The following is a 15,252-nucleotide window of genomic DNA, read 5'->3' as shown; positions in this document are numbered from 1 at the left end:
TCCGACCATGAGCACGTAGATCAGACCAGAAGACCCGCCGGTGCTCCCGGGGCACGGGTAAACGGCTCCAAGACTTCATCGAACACCCCGATCATCAGGGGTGTTGCGACCACCAGTTGAATCCGCCCTACCTCGCCAGGTGACTACCTCGAGGGGGTGGCGGTGGGGGTGGACGGCGAGGCGGCTCCTTCCGGAGGAGGAGCCGCCTCGCCCGGTCGGTCAGTCGCGCGAGCCGGCCCTCACCCACGCGTCGTAGTCGACCCCCTTCTCCTTGGCGAGCACTCGCAGCCGCTCCTCGGTCGGCGGCTGGAAGAGCTTCGGCGTGATGTGCCGGTCCTGCGCGGCGTACGTCCGCTGGAGCGCGGCCTGCTTCGCGGAGCCGTCCTGCGCCGCGGCGAGGACGGCGGGCGTCGCCGCCAGGCTCGTGCCGGTCAGCACGCCGCTGACCAGCGGCAGGTAGCCGCTGGAGTGTCCGAGCCGGTTGGGGTGGTAGGACTCGCGGACGGGGTTGGAGAACCCGTTGATCCACTCCGTCGGGTCGCACACCGCGTGCCCGGTGAACCGGCTGACGGGGTTGACGAACGTGAAGCCCCTGGCCGAGGCGGCCGAGGCGATGACCGAGTTGATGAGCACGACGGCGTTGTTCAGCGCTGCCTCGTCCTCCGGGCTGAAGAAGGTCGCGAGGTTGCAGTCCTCGCCCATGAAGATCTTCGGGTAGCCCACGACGACGACCTTGGCGTTGGGGGCCCTCGTCCGGATCCCGGAGTACAGGGTGTTGAGCCGGCCCGGCAGGGTGCCGTTGATGAAGGAGCGTGCGCCCGCGACGGCACCGGCGCAGTCGCTGGCCCAGGCCGGCAGGGCGCACTCGGTGAGCACGTCGGCGAAGCCGGCGTCGTTGCCGCCCACCGAGATGGTCACGAACCGGGTGCTGGAGCTGAGCGCGCTGAGCTGGGTGTTCTGCACGTCGGCCACGACGGCGCCCGAGCAGGCGCGGAAGTTGAGTGTGTAGCCCTTGGCTGCCGCGGTCAGGGCGGCGTAGGCGTAGGTCGAGCGCAGGCAGTCGGTCCCGTCGTCGATGTACGTCCTCGTCCCGGTGCCCGAGGAGTAGGAGTCGCCGAGGGCGACGTAGGACTCGCCGGCGGCGTGCGACGGCTGGGCCGGCGACGTCACGAGTCCGATGGTGGCCAGGCTGGTCGCCGCGATGGCTCCGACGATGCGTAACAGGTGTCGCTTCATGAACAGGCACCCCCGCTGGTTCGTCAGGTCACTCCTGATGACCCGATCCGTACCTTTATAGGGGCCTGCACCCTATTTACACAATGTTCGTCAATAAAGTGGTAAAGATTCCTTGCTGTTCACGGAGTCAGTCCGGCGCGGTCGGCGAGCACGGCGAGCTCCGCCCGGCTGGTCAGGCCCAGCTTCGTGAGCGACCGCGTGACGTGCGCCTTGACGGTGTTCTCGGACATGCCCAGCCGGGTGCCGATCTGCTGGTTCGTCCAGGCCGCGACGTGCGCGGCGACCGTGCGCTCGCGCTCGGTGAGCTCCTCGAGGCGGGCACGTGCCTCGGCGACGCGGTCGTGGGTCTCGGGCGCCGTTGTCATGCGCTGGATGACGAGGGCGGCGGCGTCGGGCCCGAGCGCGCCTCCGCCCTCGGCCACGGCGCGCAGGTGGCCCGCGAGCGTGGCCGGGTCGTCGTCCTTCGACAGGAAGCCGGCGGCGCCGGCCTGGATCGCCCGCAGGACGGCGTCCTCGGTGCCGTAGCCCGTGAGCGCCACGAAGCGGGGCGCACCGGGCAGCGCGGCGTTGCGCCGGATCGCCTCGACGCCGTCGACACGCCGCATCTGCAGGTCGACCAGCACGATGTCCGGCCGGTGCTCCGCGACGGCGGCAGGCACCTCGTCGCCGTCGCTCGCCTCGCCGACCACCTCGATCTGCTGGGCGGTCAGGATCGAGCGGATCATGGTGCGGGCGAAGGAGTCGTCGTCGACGATCAGCACTCTGGTCACGGTCATACGGTAGGCGCCGGGTCTGACATCCCCGGTGGTCAGGCGTGATGCCAGGGCAGGTGGGCGTCGACGACCCAGCGGCCCTCGACCGGCCCCGCCGTCAGCGAGCCGCCGAGTGCCTGGGCGCGCTCGGTCATGCCCGTGATCCCCGACCGGGTGCCGGCCGCGGGCGTCGCGCCGCCGTCGGGCAGCGCGTTGCGGACCGTGAGGGTGACGCCGACGGCGGGTGCACCGCGCAGCACGATGTCGATCGGCAGGCCGGGCGCGTGCTTGAGCGCGTTGGTCACCGACTCCTGCACGATCCGGTAGCAGGCCCGGGTCAGCACGGTCGCGGCCGTGTGCCCCTCGGAGACCAGGACCGTGCTGTTGATGCGCGCGCCCTGGTCGTGCAGCGAGAGCAGCAGGCCGCCGAGGTCGTCGAAGGAGACGGGCGTCAGGCCGTCCGCGCCCGTGCGCAGCGTGGTGAGCACCCCGCGCAGCTCGGTGCCGGCCTGGCGGGCCGACGCGCGGATGCGGGCCGCGGCGTCGCGCACCTCGGTTGATGTGCCGGCGGCGGTCTCGAGGACCGACGCCTGCAGCGCGATCTGGGACAGCGAGTGGGCGACGGTGTCGTGCACCTCGCGCGCGATCTCGTCGCGCTCGGTCTGGCGCGTGATCCGGTCCTGCAGCACCGCGGTCTCCGCCGAGTGCTGCTCGGTGAGGGTGACGACGGCGCGGCGCCCCGCGACGGCCCGCCGCCAGAACCCGATGCCGACCGAGAACCCCAGGGCGAGCACACCGAGCACGACGTAGACGGGAGCGGGCAGCACGCCGTCGACCTGCCCGGTGACCGGGTCCCGGAGCGTGAAGAGCCGGTACTCCTCGGCCAGCGAGAGCTGGCGCCACGTCGCGGCGGTGACGGCGGCGGCCACCGCGGCCGTGCAGCCGGCCACGGCTCGCGTCGAGCGCCGCGCGAACACCGCGGGCAGGCAGACGAGCGGGGTGACCGCGTCGTACGGGAGCAGGAGCGACAGGGCGCTGGTGGCGAGCACCACCGAGACGGGTGCGACGTTCCGGAGGAAGACGGTCCACGGGACCAGGAAGGCGACGAGCATCCCCACCAGCGACAGCGGCAGCGGGGTGACCGTGGCCGCGTCGAGGCCGGCGGGGCGGCCGGCCATGTCGAGATAGACGACCGCGAGGCACGAGCTCGCGAAGCACAGGGCCACGAGGGCCAGCGAGCCGATCACGCTCCACACGGAGGGCGCGATCCTCCGCAGGAACGTGGTCGGCGAGGTGTCCGCCTGGTGCGGGACGTACGGCGGATACATGTCGGTGAGGCTATGTCGCGCGCGGGTGCCGCCGCGTCGTCGGACCGGGTGATCTTGCCGGGCCCGATCGGGTGGGCGGTGCGCACCGGATCGGGCGATGTGCGCGGGGCAGCGCTCCGGGGAGGGTGGTGCCACCGGCGCGGTCCAGGCCCGCACACGCCGCGGTCCCCAGAACCGCAGGGCCGCGCCGGGCCATCCCAGACCTCATCGTTGGAGTCCTCATGTCCCAGCAGATCCCCGCCCCCGCAGCGCCGGCACCCGCACCGATGCCGAGGAAGGGCAATGCTCTCGCCCTGACCGGCATGATCCTCGGTGTCGTCGCGCTGCTGCTCTGCCTGATCCCTCTCGTCAACGGGTTCGCCGCGTTCCTCGGGGCGCTCGCCCTGGTCTTCGGCATCGTCGGGCTCGTCAAGGCGCGCGACGGCCGGCCCGGGCGGGGGATGGCGGTCGCCGCGATCATCCTCGCCGTCCTCGCCGGCATCGGGTTCGCCGTCTCGACGGCGTTCACCGTCGCGGCGGTCGACGCCATGGACACCGCCGTCGACGAGCTCGACGCGGACCTCGACCGCATCGACGGCTCCGCGACCGACGACCTGCTCGCCACCGACGTCTCCGTCGAGCTCGGCGCGTTCGAGGCCGAGTCGGACGAGTTCGGCATCGTCGAGTCGGCGCTCCCGGTCACCGTCACCAACACGGCCGACGAGGCGTTCAGCTACAGCATCCAGATCGAGGCCGTCGACGCCGACGGCAACCGGATCCTCGACGACTACGTCTACGTCGACGAGCTGGCCCCCGGCCAGACGAAGGACGAGAAGGTGTTCCTCTTCGTCGAGAGCGACCAGGTCGAGGCGATGCGGGCGGCGACGTTCCAGATCGTCGAGGTGTCGCAGACGTGACCGGCCGCCGATCGCCTTCGAGACCGATGTTGCTCGGCTTTCACGGCGCTCAAAGCCGAGCAACCTCGGCCTCGAAGGCGATCTCTCGTCGGGGACGACACGGTCGGCCCGCCGCTAGGGTCTCACCCGTGACCGACGACGCTCGCCCCCTCCTCTTCCTCGACGTGGACGGCACGCTGCTGCCGTTCGGCGGCCCCGGCATGCTGCCGCAGCCCCGGCCAGGCCCGCCCGCGCCCGGCACGCCCCGGCCCGAGCTCGACCTCATCGATCCCGAGCTCGGCCCGCTGCTGCTCGATCTCGGCTGTGACGTCGTGTGGGCGACGGCGTGGATGGGCGACGCGAACGTCGTCATCGGGCCGCGCGCGGGGCTGCCGACGCTGCCGGTCGCCGACCTGCCCCGCTACGGAGCCCCCGACGCGGACGAGATCGGCTGGAAGACCCGGGCGCTCGTCCGGGAGGCAGCGGGGCGTCCGTTCGTGTGGGTCGACGACGACATCAGCGACGCCGACCTGGCCTGGATCGACCGCGAGCACCCCGGTCCCGCGCTCGCGTTCCGCGTCGAGTCCGCCGTCGGCCTGACGGCGGCCGGGGTCGCGGAGATCGCCGCCTGGTTGGATGCCCTGCCCGAGGCAACCTTTGGCCGTACCGTGCCGTAGAGGAGGGCATGAGTCAGGAGCAGCGAGTGACGACGGACGACGATGCCGGCCCCGGGGTGCGCGTCGAGGTGTCGCGCGACCGCGACGCGGAGTTCACCGCGTTCGTCCGCGACTCCGCCGCGTACCTGCACCGCACCGCGTACCTGCTGTGCGGGGACGGGCACCGGGCGGAGGAGCTGGTCCAGTCGACGTTCGAGCGGGTCTACCGCACCTGGGCGAAGGTGCGGCCCGGGACGCAGCGGGCCTACGCCCGCCAGATCCTGGTCAACCTGCGGATCGACGGCTGGCGGCACACACGGCGCGAGCTGGTCCCGGGCGACGACCGGCTGCCCCTCGGCACGACGCCGGACCACGGGGGACACGTGGCGCTGCGGGACGAGCTGGTCCGCGGTCTGGCGCAGCTCCCGTCGCGGCAGCGCAAGGTCGTCGTCCTGCGGCACCTGCTGGACCTGCCGGAGGCCGAGGTCGCGCGCGAGCTGGGCATCGCCGTCGGCACGGTGAAGGCCGCGAACTCCCGCGGGCTCGCCCGGCTGCGCGACCTGCTGGTGGCGGGTGCCGAGCCCGTCGAGACCCCGGCCGTGGACGAGCACGCCGTGCTCGACCGGAGCCGCGCCGCGCTGCGGCGGCGTCGCACGCGGCAGGCCGCCGGGGCGGTCGTCGCGGCGGTCCTGCTGGTGGTCGGCGTGCTGACGCGGGGACCGGTCCCGCTGCCGTGGGTCGGCCCGGTGGTGCTGCCGGGTGGGCAGCTCCTCACGTCCCTGCTCGACGTCGGCCCCACCGACGCCGTGGTCCCCGACGAGGGCAGCACACCCGTGGCCTGCCCGGAGCAGCCGCCCGCGCCGTCGCCGACGCGCGCCCCGACGGCCGAGGACGGCAACGTGGTGCTCGACGACCCCGTCGTCGTGGACGCGGCGGCCGGCCGCCCGCTGACGTGCTTCGACGTCACGGTCGAGGCGGTCACGTCCGGCGTGGTCGGCGACGACGGCGTCGCGGTCGCCGAGGACAGGAACCCGCTGCCCGACCCTCGCGGGCTGTCGGAGTCGGGCAAGATCTTCCACTTCGGCGCCGCGCGGACCGACGACGGCGACCCGGAGACCGGCGACCAGCAGATCCGGACGGGCGGCTGGTCCGGCGGCGCCTCCAGGTCGGGCACCAGCCTGACGGTGCACGAGGGCAGCAGGGTGACCCCGACCGGGCTCACCGTCACGGGGGACCGGGTGGTGTGGAGCGAGACCTCGGCACCGGGCACGTCGCCGCGGGACTTCCTGCGGACGATGGTGCTCGTGGACGGCGGGTCCTCCGCTCTGATGGATCCCCTCGTGACCGCCGACGGAGAGCTCGGGCTCTTCGCCACGACCCGGGCGCACGTCCTGTGGACCGACGGGCCGGACGGCGACCGGCTGTCCGGCACGACGCTCGACGGCGACGGCACACCGACCGTGCTCGGCGACGACGTCACAGCGCTCGCGGCCGCCGCCGACGAGGCGGTGTTCGCGACCCTGACGCGCCAGGCGGACGGCCCGAGCCGGGCGGCGATCTCGCTGGTCCGCGACCTGGGCGAGGGCGGCCTCGACGCGGATCTGGTGGCCGAGCTCGAGCTCGACCCGTCCGTCGAGATCGCCGACCTGGCCGTGTCGCACGACGTCATCGTGTGGACCCTCCTGCCCACCGACGGCGGTCCGGGCACCCTGCACGTCCAGGTCCGGGGCGAGGGGCGCGACAGCATCGTCCGGTTGCCCGGCGCCGTCGACGACCTCCGCGTCTCGGGCGGCCTGGTGACGTGGACCGGCACGGACGGCGAGGCCGGCACGGCCTACCTGTATCGCGCGACGCCGTCGGCGTCCGGGTACGACGGTCCCGACCTGGCCCGGTACCCGGGCTGGTCCGTGCGGGCGAGCCTGTCCGGCGACCGCACGGCCTGGCTCGAGGACGGGGGAGCGCGGCAGTGGCTCGTCGAGGCCGTGGTCGCGCCGACCCTGGAGCGCTAGCCGCGCACCACGCCGTCGACCAGTCTCACCCACCCGTCGCCGAGCCGCTCCGGCGTCATCCCGTGCACCGTGCTGAGGTAGTGCAGGAAGGGCGTGTCGAGGTAGGCCAGCAGGCTCTGGGTGAGCAGCTCGAGGTCGCCCGTCGCGCCCGCGGCGCCCAGCAGCGTGCCGACGTGGCGCGCGTGCACGGCGCGCGGCGGGTCGTCGGCGTAGCGCCGCTCGGCGGGCTGTTCCGCCGCCAGGTACATGTCGCGGTACCGCAGCCGGTGGTCGATCATCGCGCCGCCGAACGCCCGCAGACGCTCGAGCGGGCCGGCCCCCGGGCCGAGCGGCGCGGGGCCGGCCAGGAACTCCTGCTGGAACGTCTTCTCCGCGTGGTCGAGCAGCGCGCGCATGAGGCCCGTGCGGTCGCCGAACCGGCGGAAGACCGTGCCCTTCCCGACGCCGGCGCCCGCCGCGACCTGCTCCATCGTCACGTTCTGCGCGCCGTGCTCCGCGACGAGCCGCGCGGCGACGTCGAGCAGCCGGGTGCGGTTGCGGGCGGCGTCCGACCGCTCCTTGGGCGGGCTGCCCAGGACGGTCAGCTCCGGCGGCGTCAGGGGGCTCATGTCCTGAGCGTAACCACGCCCGGGCGCTCCGGAATAGAAACGGACCGCGGTCCGTTATGCTCGTCGACACTATTCGGACCGCGGTCCGTTTCCGCGGTCCCGAAGCTGGACCAAGCAAAGGAGGCAGCGCGATGGAGCTCGCGCTGGGAGTCGTGCTCGACGCGTCGGCAGACGCGGCACGCACGACCGAGCTGGCACGACAGGCCGACGCCGGAGGGCTCGACCTCGTCGTGCTGCGCGGCGGGCCCGACACGGGACTCGACCCGTGGACCGCCGCGGTCTGGGTGGCGGGCGTCACCGACCGCATCGCGATCGGCACCACGGGCTTCGGCCCGCCGCCCGAGCACGAGATGCCCTACCCGTCCGTCGTCGAGAAGGCGCGCGAGAGCGCGGCCCTGCTCACCGGCCGCCGCCTGGTCGACGGCGAGCCCTGGGCGACCGCACCCGCCGGTGCGGACCGCGCCGCGCTGGAGGCGCTCGCCGCCGACGGTCGCACGGTGGTGGTCCCCGTGACCGACGCCGAGGACGTCGCGCGCCTCGTCGCGCTCGTCGGCCCCGTGGCCGGTCGCCGTCGGACCGCCGCGGCCCGGGCGCTGCGCCGGGCGGGCATCGACTACGACGGCGTGCCTGCGTCCCTGGCCGCGACCGCGGTCGAGCCGGGCGACCCCGAGTACCTCGCGGTGAGCTCGACCTACCTGCGGGGCGGCGCGCCCGGCCTCGTGCTGCGGCCCGAGACGCCCGAGCAGGTCGCGGACGCGCTCGCGTTCGCGCGGGCGCACACCCACGTGCCGCTCGGCGTGCGCAGCGGCGGGCACGGCGTGAGCGGCCGCTCGACGAACGACGGCGGCGTGGTGATCGACGTCGGCCGGATGAACCGCATCGAGGTGCTCGACGCGTCGCGGCGGCTCGTGCGGATCGGTCCGGGGGCCACGTGGAAGCAGGTCGCCGCGGCGCTCGACCCGTACGGCTGGGCGCTCGGCTCGGGCGACTACGGCGGCGTGGGCGTCGGCGGGCTCGCCACGGCGGGCGGCATCGGCCTGCTGGGCCGCGCGCACGGGCTGACGATCGACCGCCTGCGCGCCGTCGAGCTGGTCCTCGCCGACGGCACGCCGGTGCGTGCGACCGCCGACGAGCACCCCGACCTGTTCTGGGCGGTGCGCGGGGCGGGCGCCAACTTCGGCGTCGCCACGGCGTTCGAGGTCGAGGCGTACGACGTCGGAGAGGTGGGCTGGGCGAAGCTCGGGCTCGTCAGCACCGACCTCGAGAAGTCCCTGCTGCGGTTCGGCGAGGTCGCCACGGCGGCCCCGCGTGACACGACGGTCTTCCTCGTCACCGGGCGACCGCAGCGCGGACAGTCGATGATCCAGCTGTACGCGATCGTCGACTCGCCCGACCCGCAGGTCGTCGTCGAGCGGCTCCAGCCGTTCCTCGACCTCGGCGTGCTGGTGCAGCAGGAGGCCTTCATGGCGCGGTACAAGGACATCATGGGCCAGGCGCCCGACGTCGGGCCCGAGGGGCACCACGGCCAGGGCGAGCCTGTGTCGCGCTCGGCGTTCCTGCCCGGCATCACGCCGCAGGCCGCGCACGACACGGCCGAGCTGCTGCGCAGCGGGCGCGTGTTCTTCTTCCAGCTGCGCACCATGGGCGGTGCGATCGCCGACGTGCCGGCCGACGAGACCGCCTTCGCGCACCGCACGCCCGCCTTCCAGGCGACCGCGATGGGCGTCGACCAGGCCGACCTGGACGCGCGGTGGGACCGGCTCGCCGAGCACTTCGACGGCCTCTATCTCAGCTTCGACACCGACCTGCGGCCCGAGCGCCTGCACGACGCGTTCCCGCCGGAGGTGCTCGCCCGGCTGCGCGAGCTCAAGCGCCGCTACGACCCTGACGCCCTGTTCCGCGACAACTTTCCCATCGACCCGAGGACGACCACATGACCGACTACGGACACGACCTGCTGTTCGGTACGTTCCTGACCCCGAGCGCCCAGGACGCACGCCAGGCGATCGACCTGGCCGTCGCCTCCGACCGTGCCGGGCTCGACCTGGTCACCTTCCAGGACCACCCCTACCAGCCTGCGTTCCTCGACACGTGGACCCTGCTCACCTACGTGGCCGCCCGCACGGAGCGGGTGCACCTCAGCGGCAACGTGCTCAGCCTGCCGCTGCGCCCCCCGGCCGTGCTGGCGCGCGCCGCCGCGTCCCTCGACCTGCTCAGTGGTGGCCGCGTGGACCTCGGCCTCGGGGCCGGCGCGTTCTGGGACGGCATCGCCGCGATGGGCGGACGGCGGCTCACGCCCGCGCAGGGCGTGGACGCGCTCCGCGAGGCGATCACGATCATCCGCGACCTCTGGGACACCGGGACGCGCGGGGGCGTGCGGCGCGACGGGACCTATTACCAGGTGGTCGGCGCCAAGCGCGGGCCCGCGCCCGCGCACGACATCCCGATCTGGGTCGGCGCGTACAAGAGGCGCATGCTCGCCCTCACCGGCGAGATGGCCGACGGCTGGCTGCCCACCCTGGAGTACCTGCCCGACGGCGTGGGGAGCTTCCCCGCCCTCAACGCGCGGATCGACGAGGCGGCCGTCTCGGCAGGCCGGTCTCCGCGGGACGTGCGGCGGCTGCTCAACATCATGAACGTGCGCTTCTCCGCGACCGGCCGCGGCGTGCTGGACGGCCCGGTGGACCAGTGGGTCGAGCAGCTCACCGGCCTCGCGCTCGAGCACGGCGTGACGGCCTATCTCATCGGTGGTGACGACCTGCCCACCGTCGAGCGGTTCGCCGCCGAGGTGGTGCCCGCCGTGCGGGAGGCGGTGGCGCGCGAGCGGGGGTGACCGCCGTGTCGGTGGCCGCCCGTACGATCGCCCGCATGACCGACGAGACGACGCTGACCCACCCCAGGACACCACCGGCCCTGCGCGCCCTCATGGACGCCGAGTACGACTATGCCGACGGGTACGGGGTCGACTTCGAGCCCTACCCGGAGCTCGAGCCGGTGGCCGAGACGGCGTCCTGGTTCCGGTCGTGGACCGGGAACCCGGACGTGATGGGGGAGCAGCTGCGGCCGTTCGGCCAGGACGGGTCGGGCGGCTACGTGTGCTCGTGGGTCGTCCGGGAGGGGCGCGAGCTCGCCGACCAGCCCGTGGTGTTCATCGGCTCGGAGGGCGAGGTCGCGCTCCTGGCCGCCGACGCGGCGGACGCCCTGTGGTTCTTCGCCCAGGGCTGGGGCCCGCTCGACGTGCCCCTGACGTACGCCGGCGGGCTGCAGCTCGGGCCCGCCGCGCCGCTCGGCGAGCTCGACGAGGAGCGGGTCGTGCGGCCCGTACCGGAGCTCCTCGAGGCCGCCGAGCGGCTGGCGCCCGGGCGGCGCAGGGCGCCGGCACGGATCGTGGCCGATGCCGAGGCCGCGGGTCTGCCCGACCTGCGGGCGTGGGTGGACGGGCTCTGTCGGTGAGATGCGGGGTCGTTGCGACAGGGCTCTGGTAACCGGTCTGATCCCGCGAGGTCTGCGCCTTCGATCAGTCCTGGGTGCGTTCGACGGCGTCCGCGAGACGGCGGGCCTGCTCCGCCAGCCGACCCGCGACCCCGGCTCGCGCGGTCCGGGCTCGGACCAGGGCCTCGCCGCCGACCCGACGGGCCGACTCGACGCCCTTCGCCCCGGTCACGAGCGCCCGGTCCTTCACGTCGGACGCAGCCTCCACCCAGCGACGCGCCTCGAACGACTCGTCGTCCTGGTCGACGCCGAGAATCTCGCGGAAGCTGCTCACGACCGCGACGACCTCGCCTCGCGACCGCACGACCGTGGGCGACGCCGTCGGATTCAGCAGAACTTTCGCGTTGGCTCGCTCGGCGGCGTCGTCCATGCGCGTCATGACCTGCTCGATCGACCGAGCGACGACGTCGAGGCGCTTGCCTCTGGCGGTCCGCAGGCCGAGCCTGTGCTGATCGAGCTCGTCCGGTGCGGACCCGAGCACGCGGTCGAGCTCGAGCACCGCGAGCGCGTCCTGCAGTCGAACGCAGTGGGCGAGGACGGCGAGCCACTCCCGGACCTCGGGTTCTGCGGCTCGCGCGACCTTGGCAAGGTCGGCGATCGCGGGCGTTCGTTCGAGCTTCTCGGCCAGGGCATCAAGACGGCGCAGAGCGTATGCCTCGGTACGAGCGATGGTCAGGGCAGTTCCCTGCACTTTCGACCAGGTGACCTCAGACACGGCGCCGACCGTCTCGCGCACTGTCATCGCCTCGTCGATCAGGAGGTCCACGCCGATCATCTCGCTGAGCGCGGAGTCCTTCTGCGCCCGCAGGACGTCGTCGATCTTCTCCTCGATCACCGCGAGGTGGTCGAGGATCTCGGTCATCGCCTGCTGCATGGCGAGCTGTGCCATGATCCCCGCTGCCCCAGCGAGGACGGCGGGGCTCGTCAGCGCGCCTGGCCCTTTCGAGATCTGGAGCCAGCTCTTGACGTTGCCCGGACGACCGACCATCGCGTGGTGGACGCCGGGCGTCTTCGTCGGCGTCATCCCGAAGCGGTGGACCATCTCCGCCGATTCCTTGGTGAGCTTGACCCACCGTCCGGACTCGCCCGCGATCGACCCCACCTGAGCGGCAGCGGCCCCCGCGCCCAGGGCGGTCGCGAGACGGGGCAGCTCGAGATCCTTCGAGACGAGGCCGTGCGAGGCCAGGAAGCGGTCGACCGCCGTCCGGTCGCCGATCACCGCCAGCCCGCTTCCGTCGCTGAGCAGCTCGATCTCGTCGTCCACGGTCAGCTCCTGGGGCGCGTGCGGGTGGGGACGACGGGAGTCTATGCACCGGGCGCCGTGGGTGGCGGCCGTGTGGCCGGTCTTCACCCCTGCTGCGCGGGTGAACGTGCCACCGTCAGGTCATGGCCCAGGGAAGTCGTGCATCGACGACGAAGTAACCGGCGCTCGGCCGTGCTGAAAGCGTCCCTCCCAGGCTCTCCGCGCGTTCGACCATGCCGGTGATGCCCGAGTGCGGTCGAGGTGCTCTGACGAGGCCGTCGGGCAGGGGGTTGGTGACGATGACGGTCACACCGGAGTCGGGAGCGCCGCGCAGCTTGATGTCCACCGGGAAGCCCGGGGCGTGTCTGATCGCGTTGGTGACCGACTCCTGCACGATGCGATAACAGGTGCGCGTGAGAGTACGGCCGGCGGTGTGTCCTTCCTCGACGACGACCGTGCTCGTGATCCGAGCGCCCTGCTCCTTGAGCCCGTTGAGCAGCTCCGTCAGGTCGGCGAACGACACATCGGTGCGCCCGTCGGCGCCGGTGCGGAGCGTTGCCAGCAGATCTTGGAGCTCAGCGCCCGCCTGTCGCGCGGCGGCTCTGATCTGCGCGGTGAACTCGCGGACGGCTGGGCTGTCCGACGCGACCTCCAGGGCCGAGGCCTGGAGCGCGATCCGAGCGAGAGAGTGGCCGACGGTGTCGTGGACCTCCCGAGCCAGAGCGGCCCGCTCCTCCGCCGCCGTGAGTCCGCTCTGTCCCAGGGGAGTTGCTGCGCCCGCGCGGGTGCCGGTGGCAAGTCCGCCGGACCCGCCGATGCCGACGACTGCCAGCCGGTCTCTCGCTCGTGTCGTGGCCACGTAGAACAGAGACCGCTCTCGGAGCAGCCCGTCGGCCCGGTCCCCTGCGGGCATGCGTTCCAGGGCGCGCTCGACGCTCGAGAGGTCGAGCACCACGACGTCACGGAACTCCATTCCCTTGGAACGGTGCATGGTCATCACCAGGACCCGGCCGGTACCCGGTGTGTCCTTGCTACCGACGAGCTGAGCGGGCACGCCCGCGCGCTCCAGGTCGCGGCGTACCGTCGCCGCCTCGTTACCGGTACGCACCAGCACCGCGATCGTCTCGGGCAGCACCCCGTCTGCAAGCCACCGTCGGACCGTGTCGATCGTCGTCTCGTACGCCTCGGAGGTCGTGGAGCAGCGGGAAAGGCTCGGCGGTGGGCCGGACCGTGCCGATCGCAGGCCGGTGTCGTCTACCGCGTCGTCCTCGAGGCCGACGAAGTCGTGGCCTGCGAGAGCTCTCGTCGCATAGTCGAGGTTCTGGGCAGTGGTTCGGTAGTTGAGCCGGAGCCGGCGGGACCGGCCGGCGACGTGGATTCCGTACCGCGCCAGCACGATCGGCGGGGCATAGATGCGTTGATGGGCGTCCTCGGCGAGAAACAGGTCGTCCGCCCTGCGAGTGACGAGGGCCCGCAGGAGGAGGAGGCGAGCCGGCGTGAGGTCCTGCGCCTCGTCGACGAGCACGTGGTCCGCCACCCGACGGCCGGTTGTCGCTGCTACCTCGTCGAGCGCGACCGCGGTCAGCATCGCCTTCTCGTCGTAGTCGGTCGTCCCTGCCGTCGCGGCCAGCCTGCGGTAAGCCTCCACGACGTCCCAGAGAGCGGCACGTCGTGCCCGTCCGAGCGGGACCCCTCGGCCCTGCCTCCGCCCGTGAAGGTAGGCGTCGCGCGTGGAGATTTTCTGCGGAAGCACCACGTAGGCGTATTCGGATTGCAGGAAGTCAGTGTTCCGCAGCTCTTCGGGAAGTCGGTCGCCGGTCAGGCGCAACGCCTCTGCCCACAGGGCTGAGGTCGGGGTGGCGGGTACCACGTCCGTCCGCGAAGCACCGAGCACAGCGCGAGCTGCGGAGCCGACGTCGAGCTTGTTGTCGGCGGCGTGGGACAAGAGATGCCGAGCCACCGCGTCTACCGTACCGACGTGTATCCCAGGGTCCCCCGGGCGCCTTGCCGTCAGGACTTCCCTGTCGAGCTGCCGCAGGTTGGCCACCAGCGTGGCAGCCAACGTCCGGTTGAAGGTCGTGAGGACGATTCGGGCCTTTGGGTCTCTCCGATGGAGCATGCGGGCCCGATGGAGCAGTACGACCGTCTTGCCCGTCCCCGCGCCGCCGGACAGTCTGAAGGCGCCGGATGTGGGTGCGTGGACATAGCTATGTTGCTCCGGATGGAGGAAGACGCGCCAGCGGGCGAAGCTTCCCTCGATCGCGGCTCGAAGATCCTCGTCGTCCTCGAGGTAGGTGAACTCCATACGCGAGGCCGGATGATCCAGGGCACCGATCAGGTCGTCATCGGTGTCCCGCTCGGTTCCGCCCTGCACCGGTTGGACACGGTAGGCGGCTCGGACCTCGCCCGTCGTCCTGCCGTCGGCGAGCCAGAGCAGTGCATCCGTCTGAAAAGCCGATGGAGCTGTGAGCGCAACCTCGAGAAAGCGGTCCTGGTCGGTCGCGAACAGTGCCTCGTGCGCGGTGGACGGCGCGACGCCGAGGTCGACGAGGTCCTCGAACGTGATGCCGAGCCCCTGCAGGAGGGGGAGGGGCGCCGTCTCGACAGGAGCTGCCGATGGCTCCGAGGAGGATGTCGGCGGCAGATCCGTGACGAGGTCGACGCGAACCACCTCGGCGCCGCTCGTGCGCGGGTTGCGCTGGAAGATGACGCTCCGAGCGTATTCGATCGCCTTGTCGTGCGGATAGGTTCCCAGGTAGACGTACCGCGTCTCGTCGTCGGAGCCGGTGAGCTTGATCAGGACCGCGCGCCATCCGTCGTTGACCCGCCCTGTCCGGGCGCGGCGGTCCGCAGCCTGTTTCATCGGTTCGATGTGTAGGCCGGGTGTCGTGTCATCCCGCCGGAGCTTGTCGATGAAGGCCCACGCCTGGGCACGCAGGCTGCCGTCGAGAGCCGGGATTTCGGACGGAATGATCACCTGGGGCACAGGGGCGAGGGTAGTCGTCTCCCGACGCGCCTGACCGGATGGAAGGGTTACCCGATCGGGCAGCTCA

Annotated in this window: 12 protein-coding genes; 6 read left to right on the top strand and 6 right to left on the bottom strand. The window is 72.5% G+C overall.

Annotation, left to right across the window (positions count from 1 at the left end; genetic code table 11):
• Positions 1–219: 219 nt before the first annotated feature.
• From HLB15_RS04660 to HLB15_RS04650, 3 genes are all read right to left on the bottom strand, one after another.
• Entirely contained in the window at positions 220–1,236 is a 1,017-nt protein-coding gene (locus HLB15_RS04660; RefSeq protein ID WP_171104134.1) for an SGNH/GDSL hydrolase family protein, read from the bottom strand.
• Positions 1,237–1,355: 119 nt separating this feature from the next.
• A complete protein-coding gene (locus HLB15_RS04655) occupies positions 1,356–2,006 on the bottom strand; it encodes a response regulator (protein ID WP_171104133.1) in 651 nt (216 codons plus the stop codon).
• Between the two features lie 38 nt (positions 2,007–2,044).
• On the bottom strand, positions 2,045–3,316 hold the full coding sequence (locus HLB15_RS04650) for a sensor histidine kinase (protein WP_171104132.1): 1,272 nt from the start codon (positions 3,314–3,316) through the stop codon (positions 2,045–2,047).
• Positions 3,317–3,537: 221 nt separating this feature from the next.
• Between HLB15_RS04650 and HLB15_RS04645 the strand changes: the two genes are divergently transcribed.
• From HLB15_RS04645 to HLB15_RS23705, 3 genes are all read left to right on the top strand, one after another.
• Complete coding sequence (locus HLB15_RS04645) at positions 3,538–4,212, top strand: FxLYD domain-containing protein (RefSeq protein WP_171104131.1); 675 nt, start codon at positions 3,538–3,540, stop codon at positions 4,210–4,212.
• 128 nt (positions 4,213–4,340) lie between these two features.
• A complete protein-coding gene (locus HLB15_RS04640; protein WP_171104130.1) occupies positions 4,341–4,868 on the top strand; it encodes an HAD domain-containing protein in 528 nt (175 codons plus the stop codon).
• Positions 4,869–4,894: 26 nt separating this feature from the next.
• A complete protein-coding gene (locus HLB15_RS23705) occupies positions 4,895–6,856 on the top strand; it encodes a SigE family RNA polymerase sigma factor (RefSeq protein WP_229785660.1) in 1,962 nt (653 codons plus the stop codon).
• Here HLB15_RS23705 and HLB15_RS04630 read toward each other — a convergent pair.
• On the bottom strand, positions 6,853–7,464 hold the full coding sequence (locus HLB15_RS04630) for a TetR/AcrR family transcriptional regulator (protein ID WP_171104129.1): 612 nt from the start codon (positions 7,462–7,464) through the stop codon (positions 6,853–6,855). The two genes, HLB15_RS23705 and HLB15_RS04630, sit on opposite strands and share 4 nt — an antisense overlap.
• Before the next feature lie 131 nt (positions 7,465–7,595).
• Between HLB15_RS04630 and HLB15_RS04625 the strand changes: the two genes are divergently transcribed.
• Genes HLB15_RS04625 through HLB15_RS04615 form a run of 3 tightly spaced genes read left to right on the top strand, consistent with a single transcriptional unit; the run spans position 7,596 to position 10,917 of the window.
• Positions 7,596–9,401, top strand: coding sequence for an FAD-binding oxidoreductase (locus tag HLB15_RS04625; protein ID WP_171104128.1), 1,806 nt, complete (start codon positions 7,596–7,598; stop codon positions 9,399–9,401).
• On the top strand, positions 9,398–10,297 hold the full coding sequence (locus HLB15_RS04620) for an LLM class flavin-dependent oxidoreductase (protein ID WP_171104127.1): 900 nt from the start codon (positions 9,398–9,400) through the stop codon (positions 10,295–10,297). Before HLB15_RS04625 ends, HLB15_RS04620 begins: the two co-directional genes overlap by 4 nt.
• 35 nt (positions 10,298–10,332) lie before the next feature.
• Positions 10,333–10,917, top strand: a complete 585-nt coding sequence (locus tag HLB15_RS04615; RefSeq protein ID WP_212759505.1) for a hypothetical protein — start codon at positions 10,333–10,335, stop codon at positions 10,915–10,917.
• A gap of 64 nt (positions 10,918–10,981) precedes the next feature.
• On the opposite strand, the gene HLB15_RS04610 is transcribed toward HLB15_RS04615, so the two are convergent.
• Positions 10,982–12,220, bottom strand: coding sequence for a hypothetical protein (locus HLB15_RS04610; protein WP_171104126.1), 1,239 nt, complete (start codon positions 12,218–12,220; stop codon positions 10,982–10,984).
• A gap of 115 nt (positions 12,221–12,335) precedes the next feature.
• On the bottom strand, positions 12,336–15,185 hold the full coding sequence (locus HLB15_RS04605) for a UvrD-helicase domain-containing protein (RefSeq protein WP_229785661.1): 2,850 nt from the start codon (positions 15,183–15,185) through the stop codon (positions 12,336–12,338).
• Between the last annotated feature and the right edge of the window lie 67 nt (positions 15,186–15,252).

The organism is Promicromonospora citrea (assembly GCF_013004695.1).
GTDB lineage: Bacteria > Actinomycetota > Actinomycetes > Actinomycetales > Cellulomonadaceae > Promicromonospora > Promicromonospora citrea.
Note: the sequence above shows the minus strand (reverse complement) of the source record. Positions and strands in the feature narration are given on the sequence as shown.